Origin of the sequence: Chitinophaga eiseniae, from assembly GCF_900167135.1 — a bacterium.
GTDB classification, from domain to species: domain Bacteria; phylum Bacteroidota; class Bacteroidia; order Chitinophagales; family Chitinophagaceae; genus Chitinophaga; species Chitinophaga eiseniae.
Genome location: NZ_FUWZ01000001.1, coordinates 2,340,833 through 2,363,704, shown reverse-complemented (window position 1 = coordinate 2,363,704; position 22,872 = coordinate 2,340,833). Strand labels below are relative to the sequence as shown.

Annotated in this window: 28 protein-coding genes and 1 tRNA gene; 9 read left to right on the top strand and 20 right to left on the bottom strand. The window is 48.3% G+C overall.

All coding sequences use genetic code 11. From position 1 onward, the window contains the following. Positions 1-17: 17 nt before the first annotated feature. On the bottom strand, positions 18-536 hold the full coding sequence (locus B5D63_RS09565) for a UpxY family transcription antiterminator (protein ID WP_078668470.1): 519 nt from the start codon (positions 534-536) through the stop codon (positions 18-20). Positions 537-764: 228 nt separating this feature from the next. Continuing rightward, positions 765-1,430, bottom strand: coding sequence for a response regulator transcription factor (locus tag B5D63_RS09560; RefSeq protein ID WP_235021490.1), 666 nt, complete (start codon positions 1,428-1,430; stop codon positions 765-767). Between the two features lie 352 nt (positions 1,431-1,782). Between B5D63_RS09560 and B5D63_RS09555 the strand changes: the two genes are divergently transcribed. Continuing rightward, positions 1,783-2,874 (top strand): serine hydrolase domain-containing protein, encoded by a 1,092-nt coding sequence (locus B5D63_RS09555; RefSeq protein WP_078668468.1) that lies wholly within the window; start codon positions 1,783-1,785, stop codon positions 2,872-2,874. 249 nt (positions 2,875-3,123) lie between these two features. Here B5D63_RS09555 and B5D63_RS09550 read toward each other — a convergent pair whose 3' ends face one another. The 12 genes from B5D63_RS09550 to B5D63_RS09515 all read right to left on the bottom strand — a co-directional run bounded on the left by B5D63_RS09550 (position 3,124) and on the right by B5D63_RS09515 (position 12,392). Further along, positions 3,124-4,425, bottom strand: a complete 1,302-nt coding sequence (locus B5D63_RS09550; protein WP_078668467.1) for an HlyD family secretion protein — start codon at positions 4,423-4,425, stop codon at positions 3,124-3,126. Beyond that, positions 4,415-6,622, bottom strand: a complete 2,208-nt coding sequence (locus B5D63_RS09545) for a peptidase domain-containing ABC transporter (protein WP_200816945.1) — start codon at positions 6,620-6,622, stop codon at positions 4,415-4,417. Before B5D63_RS09545 ends, B5D63_RS09550 begins: the two co-directional genes overlap by 11 nt. 1 nt (position 6,623) lies before the next feature. Beyond that, positions 6,624-7,694 carry a grasp-with-spasm system SPASM domain peptide maturase gene (gwsS, locus tag B5D63_RS09540; RefSeq protein WP_078668466.1) on the bottom strand — a complete coding sequence of 357 codons (1,071 nt, stop codon included), beginning with the start codon at positions 7,692-7,694 and terminating at the stop codon, positions 6,624-6,626. A gap of 112 nt (positions 7,695-7,806) precedes the next feature. After that, a complete protein-coding gene (gene gwsG, locus B5D63_RS09535) occupies positions 7,807-8,835 on the bottom strand; it encodes a grasp-with-spasm system ATP-grasp peptide maturase (RefSeq protein ID WP_078668465.1) in 1,029 nt (342 codons plus the stop codon). A gap of 89 nt (positions 8,836-8,924) precedes the next feature. Further along, positions 8,925-9,092, bottom strand: a complete 168-nt coding sequence (locus B5D63_RS35005; protein WP_159455961.1) for a hypothetical protein — start codon at positions 9,090-9,092, stop codon at positions 8,925-8,927. Positions 9,093-9,137: 45 nt separating this feature from the next. Further along, positions 9,138-9,299 carry a hypothetical protein gene (locus B5D63_RS35000; protein ID WP_159455960.1) on the bottom strand — a complete coding sequence of 54 codons (162 nt, stop codon included), beginning with the start codon at positions 9,297-9,299 and terminating at the stop codon, positions 9,138-9,140. A gap of 38 nt (positions 9,300-9,337) precedes the next feature. Next, positions 9,338-9,505, bottom strand: a complete 168-nt coding sequence (locus B5D63_RS34995; RefSeq protein ID WP_159455959.1) for a hypothetical protein — start codon at positions 9,503-9,505, stop codon at positions 9,338-9,340. A gap of 44 nt (positions 9,506-9,549) precedes the next feature. Then, positions 9,550-9,723 carry a hypothetical protein gene (locus B5D63_RS34990; protein ID WP_159455958.1) on the bottom strand — a complete coding sequence of 58 codons (174 nt, stop codon included), beginning with the start codon at positions 9,721-9,723 and terminating at the stop codon, positions 9,550-9,552. A 42-nt stretch (positions 9,724-9,765) separates the two neighbouring features. Beyond that, positions 9,766-9,942 (bottom strand): hypothetical protein, encoded by a 177-nt coding sequence (locus tag B5D63_RS34985; protein WP_159455957.1) that lies wholly within the window; start codon positions 9,940-9,942, stop codon positions 9,766-9,768. A gap of 319 nt (positions 9,943-10,261) precedes the next feature. Beyond that, a tRNA-Lys gene (locus B5D63_RS09525) sits at positions 10,262-10,334 on the bottom strand. A 78-nt stretch (positions 10,335-10,412) separates the two neighbouring features. After that, the gene (locus B5D63_RS09520) at positions 10,413-11,822 is read right to left on the bottom strand and encodes a phytoene desaturase family protein (protein WP_078668463.1); all 1,410 of its coding nucleotides are present in this window, start codon (positions 11,820-11,822) and stop codon (positions 10,413-10,415) included. Between the two features lie 48 nt (positions 11,823-11,870). Continuing rightward, on the bottom strand, positions 11,871-12,392 hold the full coding sequence (locus B5D63_RS09515) for a GNAT family N-acetyltransferase (RefSeq protein WP_078668605.1): 522 nt from the start codon (positions 12,390-12,392) through the stop codon (positions 11,871-11,873). Between the two features lie 172 nt (positions 12,393-12,564). Here B5D63_RS09515 and B5D63_RS09510 point away from each other — a divergent pair, with 172 nt between their 5' ends. The 3 genes from B5D63_RS09510 (at position 12,565) to B5D63_RS09500 (ending at position 14,637) form a co-directional block, all read left to right on the top strand. Further along, positions 12,565-13,626, top strand: coding sequence for a winged helix DNA-binding domain-containing protein (locus B5D63_RS09510; RefSeq protein ID WP_159455956.1), 1,062 nt, complete (start codon positions 12,565-12,567; stop codon positions 13,624-13,626). Between the two features lie 207 nt (positions 13,627-13,833). After that, on the top strand, positions 13,834-14,208 hold the full coding sequence (locus tag B5D63_RS34620) for a VOC family protein (protein ID WP_143312831.1): 375 nt from the start codon (positions 13,834-13,836) through the stop codon (positions 14,206-14,208). Positions 14,209-14,211: 3 nt separating this feature from the next. Beyond that, entirely contained in the window at positions 14,212-14,637 is a 426-nt protein-coding gene (locus B5D63_RS09500; RefSeq protein ID WP_078668460.1) for a MarR family winged helix-turn-helix transcriptional regulator, read from the top strand. Here B5D63_RS09500 and B5D63_RS09495 read toward each other — a convergent pair. Continuing rightward, on the bottom strand, positions 14,608-14,985 hold the full coding sequence (locus tag B5D63_RS09495; protein ID WP_078668459.1) for a hypothetical protein: 378 nt from the start codon (positions 14,983-14,985) through the stop codon (positions 14,608-14,610). The two genes, B5D63_RS09500 and B5D63_RS09495, sit on opposite strands and share 30 nt — an antisense overlap. Beyond that, positions 14,972-16,381, bottom strand: coding sequence for an MFS transporter (locus tag B5D63_RS09490; RefSeq protein ID WP_078668458.1), 1,410 nt, complete (start codon positions 16,379-16,381; stop codon positions 14,972-14,974). Before B5D63_RS09490 ends, B5D63_RS09495 begins: the two co-directional genes overlap by 14 nt. 89 nt (positions 16,382-16,470) lie before the next feature. Between B5D63_RS09490 and B5D63_RS09485 the strand changes: the two genes are divergently transcribed. The 3 genes from B5D63_RS09485 to B5D63_RS09475 all read left to right on the top strand — a co-directional run bounded on the left by B5D63_RS09485 (position 16,471) and on the right by B5D63_RS09475 (position 18,666). Continuing rightward, positions 16,471-17,349, top strand: coding sequence for a helix-turn-helix domain-containing protein (locus B5D63_RS09485; RefSeq protein WP_078668457.1), 879 nt, complete (start codon positions 16,471-16,473; stop codon positions 17,347-17,349). A 62-nt stretch (positions 17,350-17,411) separates the two neighbouring features. Further along, positions 17,412-18,044, top strand: a complete 633-nt coding sequence (locus B5D63_RS09480) for a DUF2306 domain-containing protein (RefSeq protein WP_078668456.1) — start codon at positions 17,412-17,414, stop codon at positions 18,042-18,044. A gap of 145 nt (positions 18,045-18,189) precedes the next feature. Beyond that, positions 18,190-18,666: a YMGG-like glycine zipper-containing protein gene (locus tag B5D63_RS09475; protein ID WP_078668455.1), complete on the top strand. Its 477-nt coding sequence runs from the start codon at positions 18,190-18,192 to the stop codon at positions 18,664-18,666. 81 nt (positions 18,667-18,747) lie between these two features. On the opposite strand, the gene B5D63_RS09470 is transcribed toward B5D63_RS09475, so the two are convergent. Beyond that, on the bottom strand, positions 18,748-19,272 hold the full coding sequence (locus B5D63_RS09470) for a 2'-5' RNA ligase family protein (RefSeq protein ID WP_078668454.1): 525 nt from the start codon (positions 19,270-19,272) through the stop codon (positions 18,748-18,750). 45 nt (positions 19,273-19,317) lie between these two features. On the opposite strand from B5D63_RS09470, the gene B5D63_RS09465 reads away from it, so the two are divergent. Continuing rightward, a complete protein-coding gene (locus tag B5D63_RS09465) occupies positions 19,318-19,833 on the top strand; it encodes a hypothetical protein (RefSeq protein ID WP_078668453.1) in 516 nt (171 codons plus the stop codon). Between the two features lie 37 nt (positions 19,834-19,870). Continuing rightward, positions 19,871-20,401, top strand: a complete 531-nt coding sequence (locus B5D63_RS09460; protein ID WP_143312830.1) for a hypothetical protein — start codon at positions 19,871-19,873, stop codon at positions 20,399-20,401. Here B5D63_RS09460 and B5D63_RS09455 read toward each other — a convergent pair. From B5D63_RS09455 to B5D63_RS09445, 3 genes are read right to left on the bottom strand one after another with little or no spacing between them, the layout of a single operon-like run. Continuing rightward, a complete protein-coding gene (locus B5D63_RS09455) occupies positions 20,388-21,074 on the bottom strand; it encodes a LytR/AlgR family response regulator transcription factor (RefSeq protein WP_078668451.1) in 687 nt (228 codons plus the stop codon). The two genes, B5D63_RS09460 and B5D63_RS09455, sit on opposite strands and share 14 nt — an antisense overlap. After that, on the bottom strand, positions 21,071-22,093 hold the full coding sequence (locus B5D63_RS09450; protein WP_078668450.1) for a sensor histidine kinase: 1,023 nt from the start codon (positions 22,091-22,093) through the stop codon (positions 21,071-21,073). Before B5D63_RS09450 ends, B5D63_RS09455 begins: the two co-directional genes overlap by 4 nt. Before the next feature lie 3 nt (positions 22,094-22,096). Then, a complete protein-coding gene (locus B5D63_RS09445; RefSeq protein ID WP_078668449.1) occupies positions 22,097-22,870 on the bottom strand; it encodes an ABC transporter permease in 774 nt (257 codons plus the stop codon). Positions 22,871-22,872: the final 2 nt, after the last annotated feature.

The following is a 22,872-nucleotide window of genomic DNA, read 5'->3' as shown; positions in this document are numbered from 1 at the left end:
AATTTGTGACAGGTGATTTATTCGTGCACGCAATGGCTACGAAGACAGTTTTTCGGAACGGACATGAGTATGTTGCGTTGCATAAAATTGACCCTTACCAAAAATTTTTCCTGCTTGCCGCACGCGACGACTTCACAGGAGAGTCCGGCCAGCGTACCTTCGACAATGGTCACCCGTTCCCCGGGGCCGAACCGGCCAGTGGTTACTTCTATATCCTGTCCAGCCTCAGATAACAGCCTGATATTACGGATAGTAGCGTCATTGATCCGGACAATCTCCTTGTTGAACTTTACATAATACAGGACTCCATTTATGTGCAGGCATTCAAAGAACTGCTGAATATTGCTGAGGTGGACAAAGAGATACGATGGGAACAGTGGTTCCTCCATGTACTTTTTCCTGTCATGCCACTGCTTCAGCACTTTACGTACCGGCAATAAATAATTCACGTCCATGCCCGCTAGTTTATCAGCGATTTTTTTTTCGTAGCATGGTCGGGTGTACAACAGATACCAGGCAGTAAGGAAGGGGCTCATGCCAAAACTTTTAGGTCAACATAAAAAGTAGTATGATGCAAGCGCGCTTAACATTGATGAGCAAAGCAGCTGCATATTTAGGCTCCGCATGGTGCTGGCATAGCTATCGCTACAACTAGTAACAATTACTATCTGCGAATACAAAAGCAAACTAGCTAAATTGGAGAGTAGAAACTATAGTAGTATTACCAAATATCATTTCGGTTTTTACTAATAGCCGGCAACAGGTCAATGAGGTACAATTGTATTATTAAGGTGAATGATCCTTTTATCCAGGGCATATTTCAGCAATCCTACGGTGGACTTGAGGCCCAGGCGGTCCCGGACGTCCTGTCTTATTTTTTCTACGGACCTGATGCTGAGAAACAGTTCATCCGCAATTTCCTTATTGGTTTTTTCCTCCCACAGCATTTGCACGATCATCCTTTCTCTTTCATTGAGCTCCAGATAGGCTTCATCGCGTTCTTTCTTCATACTTTTACGACGGTTCAGGTACAGGGCTTCCGTGAAGAGTTTGTTTCTGTAGATATCGTTATCCGCCGTCATTTTGATGGCATGGATCAGCTCGTCTCCGTCTTCCGACTTTGAAAGATACCCGTATATACCCAGGTCCTGCAGCTCGCTTACCACCTGGAGATCGGTACACATGGAGAGGATAAGTACTTTCAGCTGTGGGAAACCGGTACGCAACATCTTCAACTGCTCAAAATAGTCCTCCTGCGAAATATCCATTATCAGCACATCCACATGATGGCACCTGAGGCGCTCCGCAAGGTCATCAAAATCGGAAACCATTACATCCACCATCATATTTCGCTGCTCGGCCAGGTACTTTTTTAACATTTTGGCAAATAAGGGGATTTTGTCGAAGATAGCCACACTGATTGTCTTCATGGTCATGTGTTCAATTAAAGGGTCCATCAATAATTATTCAATTCTCCAAAGCAATCCGGATAGTCGAGTTGACATAACGTTGTGAATCAATACATCTACGGGTTAAACAGGTCATTATTGTAGATAAATTGATGTAATGAGGATTTATGATAAAAATAAAAAAAATTCCATTAAATGGAAACGGGGTCGAATGAATTTTGGTTTAAAAAGCATTACATTTCCTAACCTACAGAATGTCAATGCTCTTAAATCCAATTTTTCATTGTTATATTTGTTGCTTACGAATTTTCTTTTCCATTTTAATCAATAAAACTTACAAAAAAAATCCTGAAAAGAAAAAATTGCACTTCTCATGAGATTTAAATCAGTGTTCCTTGCGCTCATTATTACTCAGATGGTCACCCTGTTTTTTAACCATCCCTCCTTTTCGCAGATAAAGACGCTCAATGGGGGCAGTATTAGTGAGCAGCAAATGGATAAAGTGCTGAAGGAAAAAATGCATGCATTCCATATCCCAGGGCTTTCCATCGCCTTTATCAATGAAGGCCGCGTCGTCTATCAGCGCACTTTTGGAATGGCCGACCTGAAGAATGGCAAAAAAGTAGATGCGCAAACGTTATTTGAGGCAGCTTCCCTCACCAAACCGGTATTTGCCTACTTTACCCTGCGCATGGCAGAAAAAGGCGTGCTCCAGCTCGATACCCCGCTGTATAAATACCTGCCACCACAGGATTTCGATTATGACGAACGTTATAAGCTTATTACAGCCAGAATGGTGCTGGACCATACCAGCGGGCTTCCTAACTGGCGGTCCGACAATCAGGGTATGGAAATGAATATCGCTTTCACACCAGGCACAGCCTTTTCCTACTCCGGTGAGGCTTACTATTACCTGGCGAAAGTAATCGCCCGTCTGACAGGCACCAACCTCGTCAGCATCTCCCATCTCTTACAGCAGGAAGTATTTCGTCCGCTGAACATGCAACATGCCTATGTGGTATGGGACAATTCCCTGCAACAACACATGGCCCTCGGATACGATGAAAAATGGCAGCAGCGGAAACTATGGAAACCCAAAGTGTTTAATGCGGCCTCCAGCCTGCTGACCGAAGCAGGTAGTTATGCTAATTTTCTCATCGCCCTGATGAATGAGAAAGGACTTTCGCCGGAGCGTTTCAAAGACATGCTGCAACAACACGTAGCACTGCCAACCGATAATATCATCAGGAAACATTTTGGCTACGCCGCCTGGGGCCTCGGCATCGCCATGCGGCCCAGCCCTTACGGTATGCTGTATTGCCATGGTGGCACCAATGAGGACTTTGAATCTGCTTTTATGCTGTCAAAAGACCTTAAGGCCGGTTACGTATTTTTTATCAATACCAATAAAGGCATTCAGATGAATACCGCCATAGAGCAACTAATGGTAACGGGTATACGCTGAGTAGGCTCCGGAAACGTAAAAAGCGCACATAAAAAGAGGTAACCCCAGGGATTGCCTCTTTTTTATGTGCGCTCACATTACTGGCTCCGATCGTTTTTTCTAGCCCTGTCAACGGACCATGAAGTGATTGTGCGTTAGCCTCAAAGGTTATGAACGCGAGCCCATCGAGGGTAAAGCGTTTTTCATTTATTGCTTTTCCATAAAAAATAGTTTTCGGCAGATGGATATTGTACAATAACCGACAAATGCCTACTCAAACCGAAGTAATTTTCGTAGCTGATAAAAGAAACGTTCTATCAACCTTAGGTCCTGTGTAACAATCTCTGCATTTCCTTTCAGTTCTTTATCGAAGGCAAGTGTTTTGTGAAAAGAGGTTTTCAGGCCGTCCGGGAGAACCACATTCACGTAGTAGTTACCATCTTTATCGGGGGTATTGGCAATGCTTTTCACCTTGCCCTGTACAGCGCCAAACTCCTGGTAAGGATAGTTGTCCAGTTTCAGCAGTACCTTCTGTCCTTCCTTCACTTTGCCGGAGTTGGTGGCTGGTACCTGCAGGTGGCCAATCAGCATATTTTTATCTTCCGGCATAACGGCAACGAGTATATCACCTGACTTTACAAACTGGTTTTTACCCAGAAACTGCTGAAAGCCTACCACGCCATCTACGGAAGAGGTGAACAGGTAGTTTTGCTCCCAGGATTTAACAGACCGCCGCAATTGTTCAAACAGCTGGGTGGTCTGTGAGCTCAGGTTGATCTGGTCTTTTTGTGCGTTGATAGTCACACCGCTTTTCGTTTTTTCTATACCCAGTATACTCTCCTGCAACTGAGAAATCGTAACATTAAGATTTTCAAGATTTTGTTCTGCCTGGAGGAATTTGATTTTCTCCTGGCCCATCTCTGCCGCAGACACTACTTTTTCCTTAAACAGTTCCTGGTACCTGTCGAACTCCCGTTTAGAGACTTCATACTTTTTTTGCTCCAGTTCTTTTTGCTGTTGCAGGGTACGGATGCGGTTACGCGACTCCGTGAGGCTCCTTTCTGCCGCAGCGAAGTCCGGAGAATAGGGCTGCAAGCGGGCATACAGCTGTTCATCTGTGAGCGCCCTGGCAAAAGCATTATAGTCAGCCTGTACGTCCCCCAGCTTAAACCGGGCTACTTCCGCCAGGGGGAAGTGGAGCAATGCCTTACTATCCAGCGAATCCATGATATTACGCAGGCGGATCACGTCCCGGTAGTCTGCGGTGGACTGCAACACCAGCAAGCGTTGGTTCTTCGTTACCTTTTGGTGGTCTTCCACAAAGATTTCCTCTACCTTGCTATTGGTGCGAGCTTCCAGCTTCTCCGGTGGATTACTGGAAGAGATGATCACCTTGGAAGGAACAAACTCGGGGTATTTGACCACATAGCTCATCACCAAAATGAGCAGCAGGATTACTATAATAACAGTGTTGCCCCAACGTGTCATCCAGTGCGGAGGCAGCGTCAGAATGTCCTGCACGCCTTCCGAATGCAGTTGCACCGTGTCCAGTATATCTTTTTTAGTTTCCAAGTTCCAATTGATTTTTTACCAGCCTGTAATATTCTTTTCTGAGCGATACCAGTTCGTCGTGACTACCCTCCTCTACTACCCTTCCTTTATCCAGTACGATGATTTTATCAGCATTTTTTACGGTTGACAATCGGTGAGCGATGATCACCGCTGTTTTCCCTTTGAGAAACTGTTCCAGGTTGCCCATGATAGCCTTTTCCGTATTGGCATCCAGCGCGCTGGTAGCTTCATCGAAGAAGATGTATTCCGGCGCTTTATAAACAGCCCGGGCAATAAACAGGCGTTGTTTCTGGCCACCGCTGATACCGATACCTTCGTTACCGATCTTTGAATTGTAATTCAGAGGCAGGCTTTCAATAAAGTCCCTGATGCAGGCCACCTCTACAGCTTTGCGCAACTGTGGCCGGTCAATATCATCAATGCCGACGGCTATATTTTTAGCGATGGTATCATTGAACACATACCCTTCCTGCATCACCACGCCACATTGATCGCGCCAGTAGCGCGGCGAAACGTGTTTCAGGGGCGCATGGCCAATCTTTATTTCTCCCTCCACCGGATCATAAAACTTCATGAGCAACTTCAGCAATGTGGTTTTACCACTACCACTAGCGCCGACAATGGCAGTGGTTTTACGATGCGGGATACGCAGGCTCAGGTTTTCAAATACGGGGGAACCAGCGCCTACATAACGGAAAGAGACATTATCCAATACAATATCCTGTTCCGGTATATCCATCACCGTTTGTACATCACTGCGTTCTTCGTCTTCTTTTTCGTGGATCTCGCTCAGCCTTTCCAGGGATATCTTTGCGTCCTGTACCTGCTTTACGAAATCCATCAGTTGTACCAGCGGGCCATTCAGCTGACCGATGATATACTGTACCGCCAGCATCATACCCAGTGTCAGGTTCCCGTCGAGTACCAGTTTGGCTGCCAGGAAACTGACAAAAATGTCTTTCATCTGGTTGATGAAATTGGAACCAACGGTTTGCCATTGCTCCAGGGACAGGGAACTGATGTGGATCTTAAACAGTTTTACCTGCATAAACTCCCAGCCCCAGCGCATCTGTCTTTCAGCATTGTATATCTTGATTTCCTGCATCCCATTCACCAGTTCCATCACCTTGCTTTGTTCCTCCGATACCTGGGAAAAACGTTTATAGTCCAGGTCTCTTCTTTTTTTGAGGAAGAAAGAGATCCATGCAATAGACAACGCCCCGCCCAGTAGATAGATCAGGAAAAGCCGGTAATCATACAACAGCAATACAATACTAAAGATCACCAGGTTCACCATGGAGAAAAGCGTGTTCAGCGACGAATTGGTCATCAGCTGTTCTATGCGCTGGTGGTCATTGATACGCTGCATGATGTCCCCCGTCATGCGGGTATCAAAATAACTGATGGGTAATTTCATCAGCTTAATAAAAAAGTTCGATACAATGGAGATATTGATCCTGCTGGACAGATGTAACAAGATCCAGCTGCGTATCACTTCTATCCCGGTTCTTCCCACAAACAGCATCACCTGTGCCAGTAGTACCAGGTAGATAAAATTCAGGTCATGGTTCTGTATGCCGATGTCTACGATACTCTGGGAGAGAAAGGGAAAGATCAGTGACAGCACGCTACCGGCCAGCAGGCCAAGGGTGAGCTGGGTAATCAGTTTTTTGTACCGGAAAAAATAGCTAAAGAGGAAAGAAATATCTTTCCTCCTGGCAGGTGTATCGGTTTCTGATTCATAAAATTCGGGGGTAGTTTCCAGCAGCAGGGCAATTCCTTCTTCATCATTTTCTTTTTTTCCCTTGCCCATCCAACCATCAATGAATTCCTGCCGGGTGTAGGTGATCAGCCCATAGGCCGGATCGGACACCTGAACGAGGGTACGTCCACCCGATTTTCTGATGTTATAAACGACCACAAAATGTTGTTGTCCCCAGTGGCAAATACAAGGCAGTGGCGCCTCTTCCACCAGCGTGGGAAAATCTATTTTCACCGCCAGTGACTTAAACCCCAATCCTTCTGCAGCCGCAGACAGTCCCGCTAAAGAGCTGCCCTCCCGCGTTGTTTCCGCGAGGGTACGGATAGCCTGTATATCTGTCAGCCTGCCATAATGCTTGCTGATGATTTTGATACAGGTAGGACCACAATCCTTCCCGTCCGGCTGCTTATAAAAAGGAAATTTTTTCAGCTTCATATCATTTGATTATCTCTGCCATTCCATACCACTCGATAGCGGCTTGTTTCATCGGATGCTGCGCCCATTCTTCCCAATTGTTGGTGTATGGGTTGTACCCGCATTTAAGGGGTTTTGAATAGATGTCCTGTGGATTTTCTATATAAGCCCGGCAGTCCGTACATACGTGCCGGAATTCACAGTCTTTACAAACAGCGATATCGTCTTTACGGATATGGTTGTAACGGTTAAACGTTTTATTGTCCAGCACTGCCTGCAGGGACGTATCTGCCACATGGCCATAATTCTCCCGCATAGAAGGACAGTTTTTGATATATCCCTGCTGATCTATGCTCAGCTTTCGATTCAGGCAGCTATTAAAACGCAGGCTTTCGGTGAATAGTTCCGTGTTCACCGTAAAGTGGTGGGCGCGTATTTCGCCGCAGGCCATGCAGGAGTTGATCTTTCCGGTGAAATAGTACACCGGTACAGAATTCGAGAATATTTTTTCAAGCTTTTCCTCCGGTGAACTATGTACCAACAGGGATTTTACCCGTTGGTGTTTCTTCACCAGTTCGTCCAGTGCGGCTATGTTCAGGCTTTTCTCGTAGGGCAGTACCAGTTTGATATGCCGCAACGTGGAATCGCTGAACAATGCCAGTAATTCCCTCAGTTCAGGCAGCGCCACCGGCTGATAAAACCTGATCTCCAGCCCTTCCAGGTGCTGGTCCAGCAGCTCCCGGAAAAATGATCCGGTATAGTCGATGGTTTCCTGGTATTCAATAACAACATTGGTAATATCCGCAAAGCGGTCCCAGGTAAGCTCCATTGCGGTAAGCTCCGGCAGGATACGGTCGTCGATGAATCCCAGCTCACGGCTGACGAAGAAGTCCACATAACCGGCGATAGCTTCCCGGTTATCTTCCCCATAATGCGCGATACATTCGTCGATGGAATATTGTTGCAGGAACAACAATACTTCAGCAGTATCATTCGGCAGGTGATAAAACCGGCGCATTTGCAGATCACAGAGCAGCGACATATTGGCGCCCTTTACCAGTTGACAGTTTGCGTATATGTTTAGATATTCCATAACAGAAAATCAGAATTTGGAGATCGGTTTATAGAAATTATACAGTTCGAATCCTTCCGCGTTAACCTTCGAGGCTTTCTCAAACTTCGTGATGGGCAGGGAGGCAACGGATTCACTCTGCTTCAGAAAATACAGTGGCAGGGGCAGCATTTTCTTTATTTTCAGGTTGCTGATGTATTTCTTTTTCATGGAGAACAGATTGATGAAGTAACCGTGCGAATTTTTTTTCCAGGTAATAGTTGCAGGGATGGGACACCATGCCAAACTGACCTTCCGGATTAATTTCGAGGAAATGATAGTTCCCCTGCATGTCTACCATCAGGTCGATGGATCCCGTGCGGAAGCGCAGTATTTTCATGAGCTGGTCCAGTTTATGTTCCAGGTCAGCGGGCAATTTATAGGGGACGGTCCTGTTGGGCCGATGGTTATCATAATTCCGGAAATCGTCTGTTGTTTTCCGGTTGTTTTGGGAGAAGATGGCCATGGAATAACATACGCCATCCAGGTAAAAGGTTCTGATCTCAAATTTTTTGACAATCCTTTCCTGTACCAGGGAGGGGAAAAATGTTTCCGGTACTGCTCCCAGGCTCTTTTGATCGATGGTGCTGGTCAGCATTTTGTAGGCCCGGCGCTCGGTATCCTCCAGTAAAATACATTCGCTAAGGGGCTTTACGATCAATGCCGGGTATTGTTCCAGCAAAGCCATAATTTTTGTTTTGGTAGTCACCACTTCCGTAAAAGGCGTGAGGATGTTTAACCGGCGGGCCAACTGTAACACCTGCAGTTTATTCAGATTTTTCTCTGACAGGGGATCGTTCAGCCATTTTTGGGCGTCAATGGAATGAAACAGAAAAGAATGCAGGCCGTTGAATTCGTCTACCAGAAAACGTTTCATGGTGTACTGGCTGTTAAAGTCCGGTTGCTTCAGGCTAAACTCCGCGGGAAAGTGAGCGATTTTCCGGCGGTACCAAACCACGGCAGTTTCTGTATTATCCGGCAGATCACTAAGCTGTTGAAACCGGAAGAAGTCTTCACCATTCAACCGCAGGTAAGGTATTTTCAAATAGTCCATCCATTGGCAAACCTGGTCTGTAGTACTTTCCAGGTAGGACTGACTTAATATGAGTATCTTTTTAGACATGACCGGATATTGATTTTTTTGGAGAGAACTGCCAGCAAATAGCTGGCAGTTCCTTGATTTCCATCATCTTGATGCGGAGGGAGAAATGATTAGTTATCTTGTTTGTGATCGCAGAAGTACTGATCACCTCTCTGCGTAGCAGAGTGAGTAGTAACACCGCCGTCCATTTCCATGCTGGCCAGTGCCATCAGGCCGCCTTTAATTACTTCAGGGGTTTCAACTTTTTTTGCACTCAGTTTTGACAATTTCTTTTTCATATTGTTTTTAATTTATCAGGTTAACTACTTTTTTTGGGGAGATACTTAGTCCGCTTTCGTATCAGTAACATAATGTCTGCCATTCCAGGAAGCGCTGTTGCTGGTGGTTTTGTCGCCGTCTTCCAGGCATTGCAGCTGCATTAAGCCGCCTTTCAGTGTTTCAGGAGATGTTACCGCTTTAGGAACCAGTTTTTCTAACTTTTTCATGTGTTGTAATATTGAATGAATGAATAAATGAAGGTGGATTAGTTGTCTTGTTTGTGATCGCAGAAGTACTGATCACCTCTTTGGGTAGCAGAATGGGTAGTAACACCACCGTCCATTTCCATGCTAGCCAGCGCCATCAGGCCGCCTTTAACTGCTTCGGAGTTCTCTACTTTTTTTGCATTCAGTTTTGACAGTTTTTTGTCCATGGTATTTAATTTAAAGGTTAAACGTTTTTTTTCCGGGTAGTTAATTAACAATCTGTTTTGTGATCGCAGGAGAACTGATCCCCTCTTTGAGTGCAAAAGGCGGTAGTGAAGTAACAGTCGCCACCTGAAGTATCGGAGACCATTTGTAACAGGCCACCTTTAATGGCTGCAGGCGCATCTACCTTCTTTGCGTTCAGTTTTGACAATTTCTTTTTCATCGTTTTTCCAATTTAACAGGTTAACTTTTTTCCGGGGTACGATTAATTTCCGGGGTCCTGGTTTACGTCAGTAACATAATGTCTGCCATTCCAGCTCGCGGTGTTGTAGGTAGTTTTGTCACCACCGTCGGTGAAAGCTTCCATCTGCATTAATCTGCCACCTTTCAGGGTTTCAGGGGATGTTACCGCTTTGGCAACCAGTTTTTGTAACTTTTTCATGTGATGTAGTTTTTAATGATGATGATGTAAAAGTAGCCGAAGGAATTACACCGTTGGAGCGAGATGGATATTTGAGTGAGAGTGATCGATATTTGCGGTGTTCGGAGGAATATTTGCGGCGCCCGCGGAATACCGGGACCCGTTTCAGAATAAGGAGAACGGTGCAAGAATAAATAAATTAGACATTCATATCTTAGTAAAAGCGGGTTAACCTGTATAAGGTACGGGAAAGAAATCTGGGTTATACAAAAGGAACTCGACTAAACGCTCAACTAAAAAAGCAAAACCTGCGACCAGCGCAGGTTTTAGAAGTTACTTGTGATCCCGCTGGGACTCGAACCCAGGGCCCATACATTAAAAGTGTATTGCTCTACCAACTGAGCTACGGAATCATTTCCCCTTAACGGGAGCGCGAAGGTAGTAAAAACATTTTCATCTCCAAAAAATATTCAGAAAAAAAATTTCATCTCCTATAAATCTTTCAACGCCTGCATCGCCGCATGGTACCCGCACATGCCGTGCACACCGCCACCGGGCGGCGTGGAGGCGGAACAGAGATAGATCCCTTTGGCGCTGGTACGATAAGGAGAAGCACGCAGCACCGGCCGCGTGAATAGCTGACCAATATCGATAGCACCGCCGTTGATATCTCCTCCGATGTAGTTGGCGTTGTAAGCCTGCATATCGGCAGTGTTCATAACATGCCGGCCAATGATGCGTTTTTTAAAACCCGGCGCAAAACGCTCTACCTGGTTTTCAATGCTGGCAGTCATGTCCGTGGTGTTACCGTTGGGAACATGGCAGTATCCCCAGGCAGTATGATGCCCCTGCGGTGCACGTGTCTGATCGAACAGGCTCTGTTGCGCGAAAAGTACAAAGGGCTTTGGAGTGATCTCGTTTTTCCAGTTGGCGTGTTCCGCCTGTGCAATCTCTGCGAAGGTATTACCCAGGTGGACCGTACCGGCCTGCCGGCATTCGGGATTGGTAAAAGGTACGGGGCCGTCGAGCGCCCAATCGACTTTAAAAACACCGGGACCATAACGGTAACGGCTTAACGCTTTTGCATAACCGGCGCTGAACCGGTGCCCTGCGATGGAGAGCAGTTGCCGGGGGGAGACATCCAGCATCAGCACATGTGCAGGCGGCAGCTGGTCCACGTTATCTACCGTGATACCGGTTTCAATCTTCCCGCCGAGCGACAGGAAGTACGCTGCCATGGCATCTGCTATAGCTTGTGAACCGCCTTTTACCAACGGCCATCCTGCCACATGGCCCGCGGCGCATAGTATCATGCCTATAGCCGCGCCGGACAAATAGTGAAACGGCAACATGGAATGCGCAGCCATACCGCCCCAGAACCCTTTGGCAGCGCCGGTACGAAAACGTTTGGCCACTGCCTCCGCAGACCGCAGGGCAGTTGTCCCAAAACGCGCCATCAGCCAGGGATGCCGCGGGAAATGAAAAGGCGCCAGGATATCCCTGCTCAATTCATCCCAATGCTCCACCACCGGCCCCACCAGGTCTGCATAAGCAGCGGCATCGGCCCCAAAGGCAGCGGCGGTTGCTGCAACACTGCCCCGCAGCACGGCGGCACTACCGTCGTCAAACGGATGCGCAGCCGCCACAGCAGGATATATCAACTCAAGGCCATAGTCCTGCAAAGAAAGGCCCCTGAAGAACGGTGACATGATCAGCATCGGATGTATGGCGGAGCATACATCATGACGAAAACCCGGTAACGTCAGCTCCTTCGTACGCATGCCACCGCCAACGGTATCCCCGGCTTCAAGTACCAATACCTGCAAACCCTGCTGTTGCAGGGTGATAGCGGCGGCCAGTCCGTTAGGCCCCGCTCCCACAACGATCGCATCGTAACTCATCTGTATTGCTCCGGTTTAAATAAAACAGTACTACCACTGTCGGAAAATTTATGGCAGCATCTTTTTCATCATAATATCTGTCTGCTCCTCCTCTCCCATTCTGAAAAGATGTTGGTCGAACGCTACGAAACCGTTTTTCTCGTAAAACCGGATCGCCCGGGGATTACGCTCCCATACACCCAGCCAGAGATACGATTTTCCGAGCGCCTGCGCCGTTCCCAGCGCTTTTTCATACAACAGCTGACCAACTTTTTTACCGTGATAATCGCTGCTTACATAAATACGTTCTATCTCGAGTGCGGTGTCGCCCTGCACTTCTGTCTGTGCGTTACCTGTATTCAGTTTCAGGTAACCGACCGGCTTTGTTCCTTCCATCGCCACAAAGAAGAAGGACTCCGGATTGCTCAGTTCCTCGCGAAGCTTCGCGTCATTAAAGCTTTCTTCCAGGTATTGCTGCATGTTGGCCGCTGTATTGTGCGGGGCAAAAGTTTCGAAAAATGTTTGTCGCCCGATCAGCCCGATAGTGGCCAGGTCGTCCGCTGTAGCTTTTCTGATCGTGATTCCGTCCATGTTGTGTGCATTAAAGACTACAAATATACCACTGTATTGACCGACACCGATAGCCCGGTTTACATAAAATAAATGATCCACTTTAAAAATAAATCCAATGCCTGCTGACATATGGTTGTCACTTGCCGGTTATTTCTTTGTAATCACGAACAGAACGATTAACTTAATGACGATGAATACTTTTGATATTACCCAACAGCGATTACGGCAGCAATGCCTGATAACACCACAGCACAGCCGTCCCGGGGAACTGGTTTCCTGGATGGGCGCCGTGCAGGCCCAGGATTACGCCGCCGCGAAATGGGCCATCGGGCAACGGCTCACCGGCGCCACAGAAACCGCCATCGACGATGCCATGGCCAACTGGGAAATTATCCGCACGCATGTGTTGCGCCCCACCTGGCATTTCGTGTCGCCGGCAGACATCCGCTGGATGCTGAAGCTGACAGCGCCAAGGATCAAAGCCTTCTGTGCGTATAACGATAACCGTTGGGGTATCACCAAAGCGATCATCACCAAAAGCCAGAAAGTGCTGGAAAAACAACTGCGCAATAAACAACAGTTGACACGGTTGCAACTGGGACCAGCACTACAAAAGGCAGGCATCGTCACGGATGAATACCGCCTCGGCTCCCTGCTGGCCCATGCGGAGCTGGACGGACTTATCTGTAGCGGTCCGCGGCACGGTAAACAGTTTACCTATGTATTGCTGGAAGAACATGTGCCGGCAGCCGCCTCGCTCTCCAAAGCCGAATCGCTGGCTACGCTGGCGCAACGGTATTTTGACAGCCACGGCCCTGCCACCTTACAGGACTTCGCATGGTGGTCCGGATTAACGGTCACCGATGCCAAAAACGGACTGGAAGCCATAAAAACAAAGCTCACAGCCGTAGAGGCAGACGGCAAAACCTACTGGATGAAGCCTGCAAATGCCGATAAGGACAAACCTTCCTTGTTCCTTCTTCCCGCTTTCGATGAGTTCACCGTCGCTTATAAAAAGAGAGACATCCAACAACTGCGTATTGACGGTCAGCTTGCTCCCATGGCCAGCCTCGGCCCGGTAATCGTGGCCGACGGACAAATCACCGGCACCTGGAAACGGACAGTCAACAAGAAAGATATTACCCTGGAACTGCAACATATATACCCCCTGAAAAAAACACAGCTGACCGCCTTAAAAAAAGCCATCCGGCAATACAGCGCCTTCAGCGGCCTTCCCGTTGTAGTAAAATAGCGTTTGTTCGCCGAAGCATTAAAAGTACAGGCCCCTCCTCCGGGCAGGCCCTGGCTCCCTATTCCAACAGCCAAATGGAATACAGGGCAGGTCCATGTCAACGGGCCCACATATGCCCGTCAAAAAATAAATTTTAAAAAAGAACGATCATTCTTTTATATTTGCATTAATAAAAACGAACGATCATTCTTTTTTAAATACAATAACATGACACTCAATCATTTAAACCTTACCGTCAATGATGTTTCCGACGCTGTGCATTTCTTTCAGACATATTTAGGTTTCAAAATGGCCGATGGGCACCAACCCAATGATGCCCTCTCCGTACTTAACGGTCCGGATGGTTTTCTATTGGTGCTCATGCACAACCGTTTCAATGAAAACGGTAATTCCGCCTACCCCGATTCTTTTCATATCGGTTTTTACCTGCCGGACCAGGCGACCGTGCATCGGACATGGCAACAACTGCATGACGGCGGTATTGCCCTCTCTGAAACGCCCCGGCGCATCCGTAAAACCTTCGGGTTTTACTTCCGGTACGATAACATCTTAATCGAAATCACCACCGCCAGTAAAGAATAACACATGCAATCCTTCAAGCCCATCGGCTGGTACCTGAAAGAAGCAGACAGCCTGATCACCGCCGCCTTCAACAATGCCTTTGAAAGCTTTGGCCTCACCCGCTTTCACTGGCAGCTGCTAAGAAACATCGCGGATAACGGAGAAATATATACGAAAGACTACTACCCGCAGGTAGCGCGGTTCATCACACCGGAAACGTTTCAGGCAATTGTCAGTTCGCTGACAGACAGGGACTGGATCAGCGTTCACAATGACACCTGCCGTTTTACCGCTTCCGGTGCCGATGTATTCGTGGAAATAGAGGAAAGGCAAAAGCTCATCCGGGAAAAGATGCTGGAAGGCACCGGTCCGGAAGACTATGCCCATACCCTTCTTTTCCTGGACAGGGTTATCCAGAACCTAAGAACGCTCCCACAGGTCCAGCCATAACATACGGTCCCCGTCACGGATGAACACGGCACTCGAGTGACGGGTATTTACCCCTTCGCCGTTATCCTGGACTTCTGTATAAGTCAGCAGTACATGATAATCGGTGGCGTGGCCCTGTATATTCTTTAAAGTCACACGCATCCGGGGAAACCGGCCAAACACCTGCGGCAGCCATGCCTCCAGGTCGGCCATGTTTCGCCGGCTGCCATCAGGCGATATCATCCTGAAAGCGGAGCTGAAATTGGCCAGTATACCGATTGCGGTTATACGCTCATTGCCCTGAAACCAGCCCTCGATCTGTTCGCAGAACCGGGTAACTTCTTCTTTTGCTTTGCTAAGATTGTCCATATATTACTTTTTGATTTTTTAAAGATGATTTCAGGGCGATGACCAACACGAGCCCTGCTACCTGTAAGGCGGCCAGGACACCCAATGTGATGCCCACCGCTACCGGTGCGGCACAAACATCCAGCAACGCAAAGAACAACGTTCCCAGCAATGCCACACTCATTACGCTTCCTACCTGGATGGCCGTACTCACGATACCGGCCGCCTGTCCCGCTACTGACATCCCTATTTCCGCCAGGATGATACGCATCATGGAAGGCATCACCACACCGTGACCGATACCTGCCATGAACAATCCGGTCTGCACCATCGTTCCCGCTTCCGGTGATACCCAAATGCCTGTCACTACCAGCAAAAACCCCGTTGCCAGCAGCCCCTGTCCCAGGCTGACAATATACACGCCCATCCGTTTTGCCAGCAACGGGCTTATCAATGGCCCGGTAAAAAATCCGGCAGCATAAGGCAATATGGCCAATCCGGCAGATAGCACGTCCCGGTGCAGCTCATGCTGCAGATAATAAGGAAACACCAGGAAAAATGCCGCCGTATGATTGTACAGGTAGATGATCGCCAGGCCATTCACAAAGTGCCTGTCGCGGAACAAAGGCAGATGAATTAAAGGCGCACGGCCCTGTTGCAGCGTATATCGCTCAGTGTAGACAAAACAGACAGCCGCCGCTATGGATGCCAGTAAACAGCCGAATATCCATACCGGCCAATGCGCTTCCCGGCCCATGATCACCGGGTAAATAAATAGTCCCAGCGCCAGCGTAATCAGCAACATCCCTGGAATATCCAGCCGCTGCCGCACCGGCGGACGGTTCTCTTTTAATACGCACAGACCGGCCACAGTAGTTATCACACCCACCGGTATGTTAATCATAAATACGCTCTGCCACGTCCAGCCGAAGATCCCTGCTTCAATCAAAACACCGCCCAGCAGTTGCCCGCCAATGGCCGCCAGTCCGAATACCGATCCGAAAATGCCCATAGCCAGCGGCTGCTCCTGTGCCGGAAAAATCAGCCGGATGGTCGACAACACCTGCGGCGCCAGCATCGCCGCCGATAATCCCTGTACTACCCGCGCTGCTATCAGCACCCGGATATCCCCCGCCATCGCGCAAATACCCGATGTCAGCGTGAACAGGATCATTCCCGATAAAAAAATACGCTTGCGCCCATAAATATCCCCCAACCGGCCGCCTGTCACCACAAATACCGCATACGCCGCCCCGTAACCGGCTACCACCAGCTGCAAAGCTCCGTCCGAAGCACCAAGACTGGTTTTAACAGCCGGCAATGCGACATTGACAATAAAAAAATCCAACGGCGACAAAAACGCGCCCATGCATAACACCGCCAGTGCCCACCAGCGACGGCTTTCCATTGCTTCCATAAAATTCCCTTCTTTTACGGCTGCAAAGAAAAACCCATTTGTACAATAAAAAATTGCACTTTAACAGGTTTTGCCAGTACTTTTGCGGCATGTTCAACAAACTGCTGCACGAACCGTATGATATCGTACTGGAAGAAAAAGACGTCTGGGAACAGACGCGGTTTTCCCAACCCACCTTTCAGCTGGTCTATATCCGCGAAGGAAAGGGACATCATCACATCAACGGCAACCGCTATGATTACCATCCCGGCAAATTATTTATCGTAGCCCCGGAGGACCACTATCACTGCGACATCACCGAGCATACCGCTTTTATTATTATTCGCTTCACGCAGCTTTTTATCACACAATTAAAAGACGATGCGGAAAGATTGGAGCTGTGCGACTGGATGAAAAAAACAGATTATATCTTCAATAACTTCCACTCCAGGGCAGGCTGCATTTTCCGCGATGCCGCAGACGAAGCCATGACGCAGGCTTTGCTGAACAGCATCGCCCGTGAGCATCAGCAACATGGCAAAGGTTATCAGTTGATCATCCGTCAGTCTGTCTCCATCCTGCTCAACCTGATCGCGCGTAATCTCCTGATGTCAGAATCACCGGACGTACAGGAAAATAACGGTCCTTCCTCTGTGCTACGCATCATCAGTTATCTGCAGGAACATGTGTATCAGCCGGACATGTTGCGTATGCCTGCACTGGCGGCGCAATTCAACATGTCTGTACATTACCTTGGCGAATACTTTAAAAAGCATACCGGTGAAAGCGTACAGGATTATATTATCAGTTATAAACTCAAGTTGGTGGACGTCCGCCTGTCATACAGCAATATGCGTGTCCGTGAAATAGCGCAGGAACTTGGTTTTACAGACGAGAGTTACCTTTCCCGCCTCTTTAAAAAATATCGTGGCACCACACCCGGCATGTACCGGAAAATGAACCGCAAACAACCGGCCTCCGCTTCCTGAGAAAAGTACAGTTGTTAATGCCGGATTTTCTTCGCAATTTATAAGGGTAAATCCCCTTTCCCATGAATGTGTCCCCTACCGCAAAGTATTTTCGCACCGGCGCCTGGGTACTGCTATCCCTGCTGGCCGTTATCGTAGGTCTTTATCCTTCCCTATATTTTGTTTTAGGGGAAAAGTTCGGGCTGCTCCGCTCCAAACCACCGGCACTGTTAACCAATACGCTATGGCGCATCGGCTTTTATGCGCACATCCTTCCCGGCGGACTGGCGCTGTTGATCGGCTGGCTGCAATTCAGCCGCAGGCTGCGGGAGCGGAAGACACCATTGCACCGGCAACTGGGTAAAGTATATGTCATATCGGTATTAATCAGCAGCCTTGCCGGTTGCTATATCGGCTTTACCGCCACCGGCGGCCCCGTTGCACAGGCCGGCTTCATCTGCCTGGCCATCGTCTGGTTCACCACCACCCTGCTGGCCTATACCAATATTATAGAAGGTAATACCTCACGGCATGAAAAGCTGATGATTTACAGTTACGCCGCCTGCTTAGCTGCGGTCACGCTCCGGCTGTGGCTTCCCCTGCTGGTCTATGAACTGCATCAGTTTGTCATCGCCTACCGCGTGGTAGCCTGGCTCTGCTGGATGCCCAACATTTTCGTCGCCTGGCTGATCGTCCGCCGTCACAAAACGGCATAACAGATAACCGTCTAACGGTCAAACATATACTAAATATCCACCAATCATAGGCGTCATAAAATTAAATTTTTATACTTCATTTTAAACATATGGCATAATTTTAGCTAACAGTGGCTAAACCTAAGATTCTTCAAAAATTTGAACCATGAAACAGATAGTTTTAGCCTTAGCCACTGTAGTAACACTCTTCGCCTGTAACAGTAACAGTGCCGACACTGCAGCAGCAGTAGAAAAGGCCAAAAAAGAGACGCTCGATTCCATCAATGCCGTTAACGTAGCTAAACAGCAGGTAATCGACTCCATGAACGCTATCCATCATTCCGCCCGTAAAAGCCACCCGGTAGAAGCGCCTGCCCGTAATAACTATGCAGCGCCCAACACCGTAGCTTCCGATAATACCCCTGCTCCCGCACCAGCACCCGCTCCGCAAAAGAAAAAAGGCTGGAGCCATACCGCTAAAGGTGCCGTAGTAGGCGCTGGCGCCGGTGCCATCACCGGAGCGATCGTAAACCCTGACCGTGTGAAAGGTGCCGCTATCGGCGCCATCGTTGGCGCAGGCGTTGGTGCAGGTACCGGTGCGATCGTGGACCACGCAAAAAAGAAAAAAGCAGCACAGCAATAACTCCTTTCCCGGGGCTGAAACCCCAGGCTATATTTAATCACTTATTTCTTTATAAAAAACGTCTCCCGCGGGAGGCGTTTTTTATTTTAGGCAGGGCTCCCGGAACATAAACTTGTCCAGCGCCTTCCACGGCCCCTGCAGATACGCCCAGGTTCCAAAACCGGTAGCCGTGATTTCAAAAGAACGGAAGCTTTCTTTCAGCTGTGCATGCAGCTGCGCCGCTTTAAAAGCGGTGACTTTATTCTGTATGGTGATATGCGGCCGGAGCGGCTGCCGGTCCTGCCGTACCAGCCAGGGATCAAATGCCGCCTGCAATTCTCCGTGCAGCTCCTGCAGCGCGGGCGCATGTAATGTATAGGCCACCCCGGTACCAAAGTTTACAACATCATTCACCTGCAGCAGCATCGGCGCCCGCTGGCTATACTGCTGCAACGTCTCAGGGATAACGGCCTCCATACCGGGTAACCGGTAAAACAAGGTAAGATGTGCTTCGAGATAATTGGCGTGCGCCGGAAAATGCAGCTCCCGCAAAGTATTGAACCGCACCATGTCGGAAGGGGCTATTTCAAGGGTAATGATGACCGGTTTGGACTGCAGTTGATACATATGTGATTGTCTGTACTTTTACAAAGTAACAACCTTATACCCATAATGGAACACGTTTGGAACGCCCTCAATTACCTGATTGCCGGTTATGTATTTGCTATTATCCTCTTTATCGCCTGCCACCCCTACGTTCAGGCACTCAGGAACATGCGGATGGCTTACCTGATAACGGCCAATAAAGCGGCAGCCGTTATAGCGCTGCTCAAAGCTGCCATCATGTTATGGCTGATGATCGAACATGGCGACACCAACCATTTCTTCCTTAGCTATCCCCCGTTGGCCGTTCCCCAGATACTATGCCTCGGCACCATTGCCATGGTAGTGCTTTTAAGTAAACGGTTTACCAGTGGACTGAGCTTTGTACTACTAATGACATGCCTGATATTAATTAACATAATAGAATACAATACCACACAGCTTCTCGCAGCCTTTGAACACAGGCGTGCTGTCGCACGGTTATCCAGAGTACCTTATCCTGAAGTGATTACCACCACCATACTGTATTTTACCGGCTGCTATATTTATGCCCGGCGTAAAACAGATGGTACGCCGTCATCATAATTTTTTTTCTGTATTTTACAGGACAACTACTGTCTCCATGCAACATACCTGGGATATCCTGACTTATCTGATAGACGGCTGCGCTGTTTCTCTCGTTCTTTTCCTGATAGCCTCCGTATTTGTCCCTGCATTAAAAAACATACGCTCCCCCTATCTTCGTATAGCCAACACCGCATATGCCATTATGGGCCTGATTCCGCTGGGAATACTGATTTTCTTCTACGGTTCTGTTGTCATGGAAACCTACGATGATCCCATCCGCAGTTCCATTTACGTTTGGGTAAAGTATGCGCTGATCGTTATATTGCTGTTAGGTCTGGTGCCTGCATCCGCTTTCTCTCCTAAACGCAATGCTGCTGTATGGTTTACCTGCCTGCTGATCGTCAGCGTACCGGCGATCACCCACATGAGTACTATAGCCGAATGGATTGCCGCCTGGGCGTGGAAAGGCTATTATTTTTTCAACAACAAAGAAGCTCCCATGGAGAAATGGTACAGGCTTCTCATCGCCCTTCTCTTCTTCGTGATTTGCTACTGGTTTACCCGTAGAAAAATCAGCCGCGCGTAATCAGCGCGTAAAACTGTTTGCGGTAGGTCTCCGACACCGGGATAATGGCATCACCCATCCGGATACCATCTTTTTCAATGCTGTCTATTTTGGCGATGGCCACCATATACGACTTATGTACCCTGCAGACCTGCTGTGGCGGCAGTTCCTGCTCAAACCAGCCGAATGGCTGCAAGGTCATGATCTGCTTCTGCTGCGTATATACTTTACGGTAATCGCGCCGCCCTTCGATGTACAAAATATCATCGAGCGATACTTTCTCCAGCTTCCATGAGGTTTTAATGAAGATATATGCCGGCGCGGCAGGCGCCTGCCGTTGCAGGTTATGCTGCACCTTATCCATAGCCAGTATAAACCGGTCGAAAGTATAGGGCTTCAGAAGATAGTCCGTCACGTTCAACTCATATCCTTTCACGGCATATTCCTCATAAGCAGTGATCAGCACCACTTCGCAGCGCGTGTTGGCCGCTTCCAGCAACTGTATGCCGGAGATACCGGGGATATTGATATCCAGCAGGATGAGCTGCACAGGATGCAGGCGAAGGTATACCATCGCATCAGCGCCGTTGTCGAAAGTAGCCAGCAGCTGCAGATAAGGCAGCTTCTCCACGTACTCCTTCGCCCGCTCCATGGCCAGCGGCTCATCTTCTACTATGATACAACTGATTTTCATGCGTCCTGTAATATGAGATTTACCTGGTAAACACCTTCTTCCCGGCTGACATTCAGTTCATGCCGGCCGGGGTACAGCAGCTGCAACCGCTTTTGCAATAACTCGTTGCCCAGCCCGTTATGCTCCTGCTTCATTGGCGTCGTCAGGCTGTAAAGGTTGCGGCAGACGAACACCATCCGGTCTGCCTCTATCTGCAACCGTATCTGTATCGCGTTTTCCGCCTTTTTATGCTCTGCATGTTTAAAGGCATTTTCAATATAGGAAATAAACAGCATCGGCGCAATCATACGATTACCAGGCGTTCCGTCCACTTCATAAGTAACATAAGTGGCATTGGAAGAACGGATCCGCTGTAACTCAATATATTGATCGATGTAAGTCATCTCCCGCGACAGCGGTATCAGTTCCCCATTGGTTTCATATAACATAAACCGCATGATCCCGGATAATTTATTCAGATACACCGAGGCTTTCTCTGCGTCTTTCGACATCAGCACATCTATATTATTAATCGTATTAAACAAAAAATGAGGGTTGATCTGTGCTTTGATCAGGGCCATAGATGTTTCGTAATTTCTCCTGTTAAGTTCTTCTTTTATTTTGATGTCATTATACCAGCTGATAAAACCTTTCAACACCAATCCGAGAATACCATGAATAGCAGCCAGACCCGCTGCTGCCAACATCAGCATAAACACCTGGAGGCTGTGGCTGTAAGGGCCAAAGAACGGCAGCAGCAGTAATACCGTGATCAATCCGCTCGCAAGCGTAGCAGCCATGCCTGTCAGAAACAACCACGCTATTCGCTGGGGATGCAGATAACGTTTGAACAACAGGCCATAAAAAATATAGAAGCCCTGAAAAGCCGGCACGTAACAAAGAATTGTGATCGGAATCATACTGAGCGGGTCCACTGTGGCGAACTTTCCTTTGCTGACAATCATCATGAAAAGAAAAATCAGGAAACTGTACATCATCCAGTAACCGATATGCAGGAGGACTATAACCGTCTTTTTCATAGATTATCCTTTTTCTTTTTTACAGATATATAACGCATAGGCCACTACGCAGAACATACCAAAATACCCCGCAGCCAAGGCATAAAGACTAGCAGGCCTCACCACCTGGTGAAAACCGTCGTTAAATACCAGTACGCAGTAAATGTAGGGAATAATGTAACTGTATTTCCACTGGAACACAATAACAGACACGATGTACAGGCCCAACCCTATGCCTATTGGCACCATAAAATTCCGGTACAGTAATCCCAACAGGAACTGCAACGCCACGATGGGCAGGCAGGCCAGCAGGAATTGTCCGTTGCCATACAGGTATCTCAGCCAGGGGAAAGGAGCTGAGGGGAAAGGCACCCCCTTCACCAATAACGCCGGCAACACGCCCGTCAGGTAAATGCCGATGTTAAACAACAGGAAGAAAAACAGTAACATCACCAGAATAACCGTTAGTTTGGCCAGGAAAATAGTGGTAAACCGTTGTGGTGTTACGTGCAACAGCTTCCAGGCGTTGCTGCGGGTCTCCAGTTGCGTGATCAGGCTGGTCACCAGGATCACGCCGATGGGCAGCAGAAAGAAGCCCATGTACTGCCAGGAGCGGTTGTACAGTTGCACCCAAATATCTGCTGACGCGTTCTGTTTGGCCAGCAGATCGAAATAATAAAAACGGATACACAGCACGATGACCGGCACCAGTGTACCACCGATGATCGTCAGCCAGGCGGCGGCACTGTGCCTTCGCTTGATCCACTCACTCTGTACACTATGGAGATATGCTATCATGG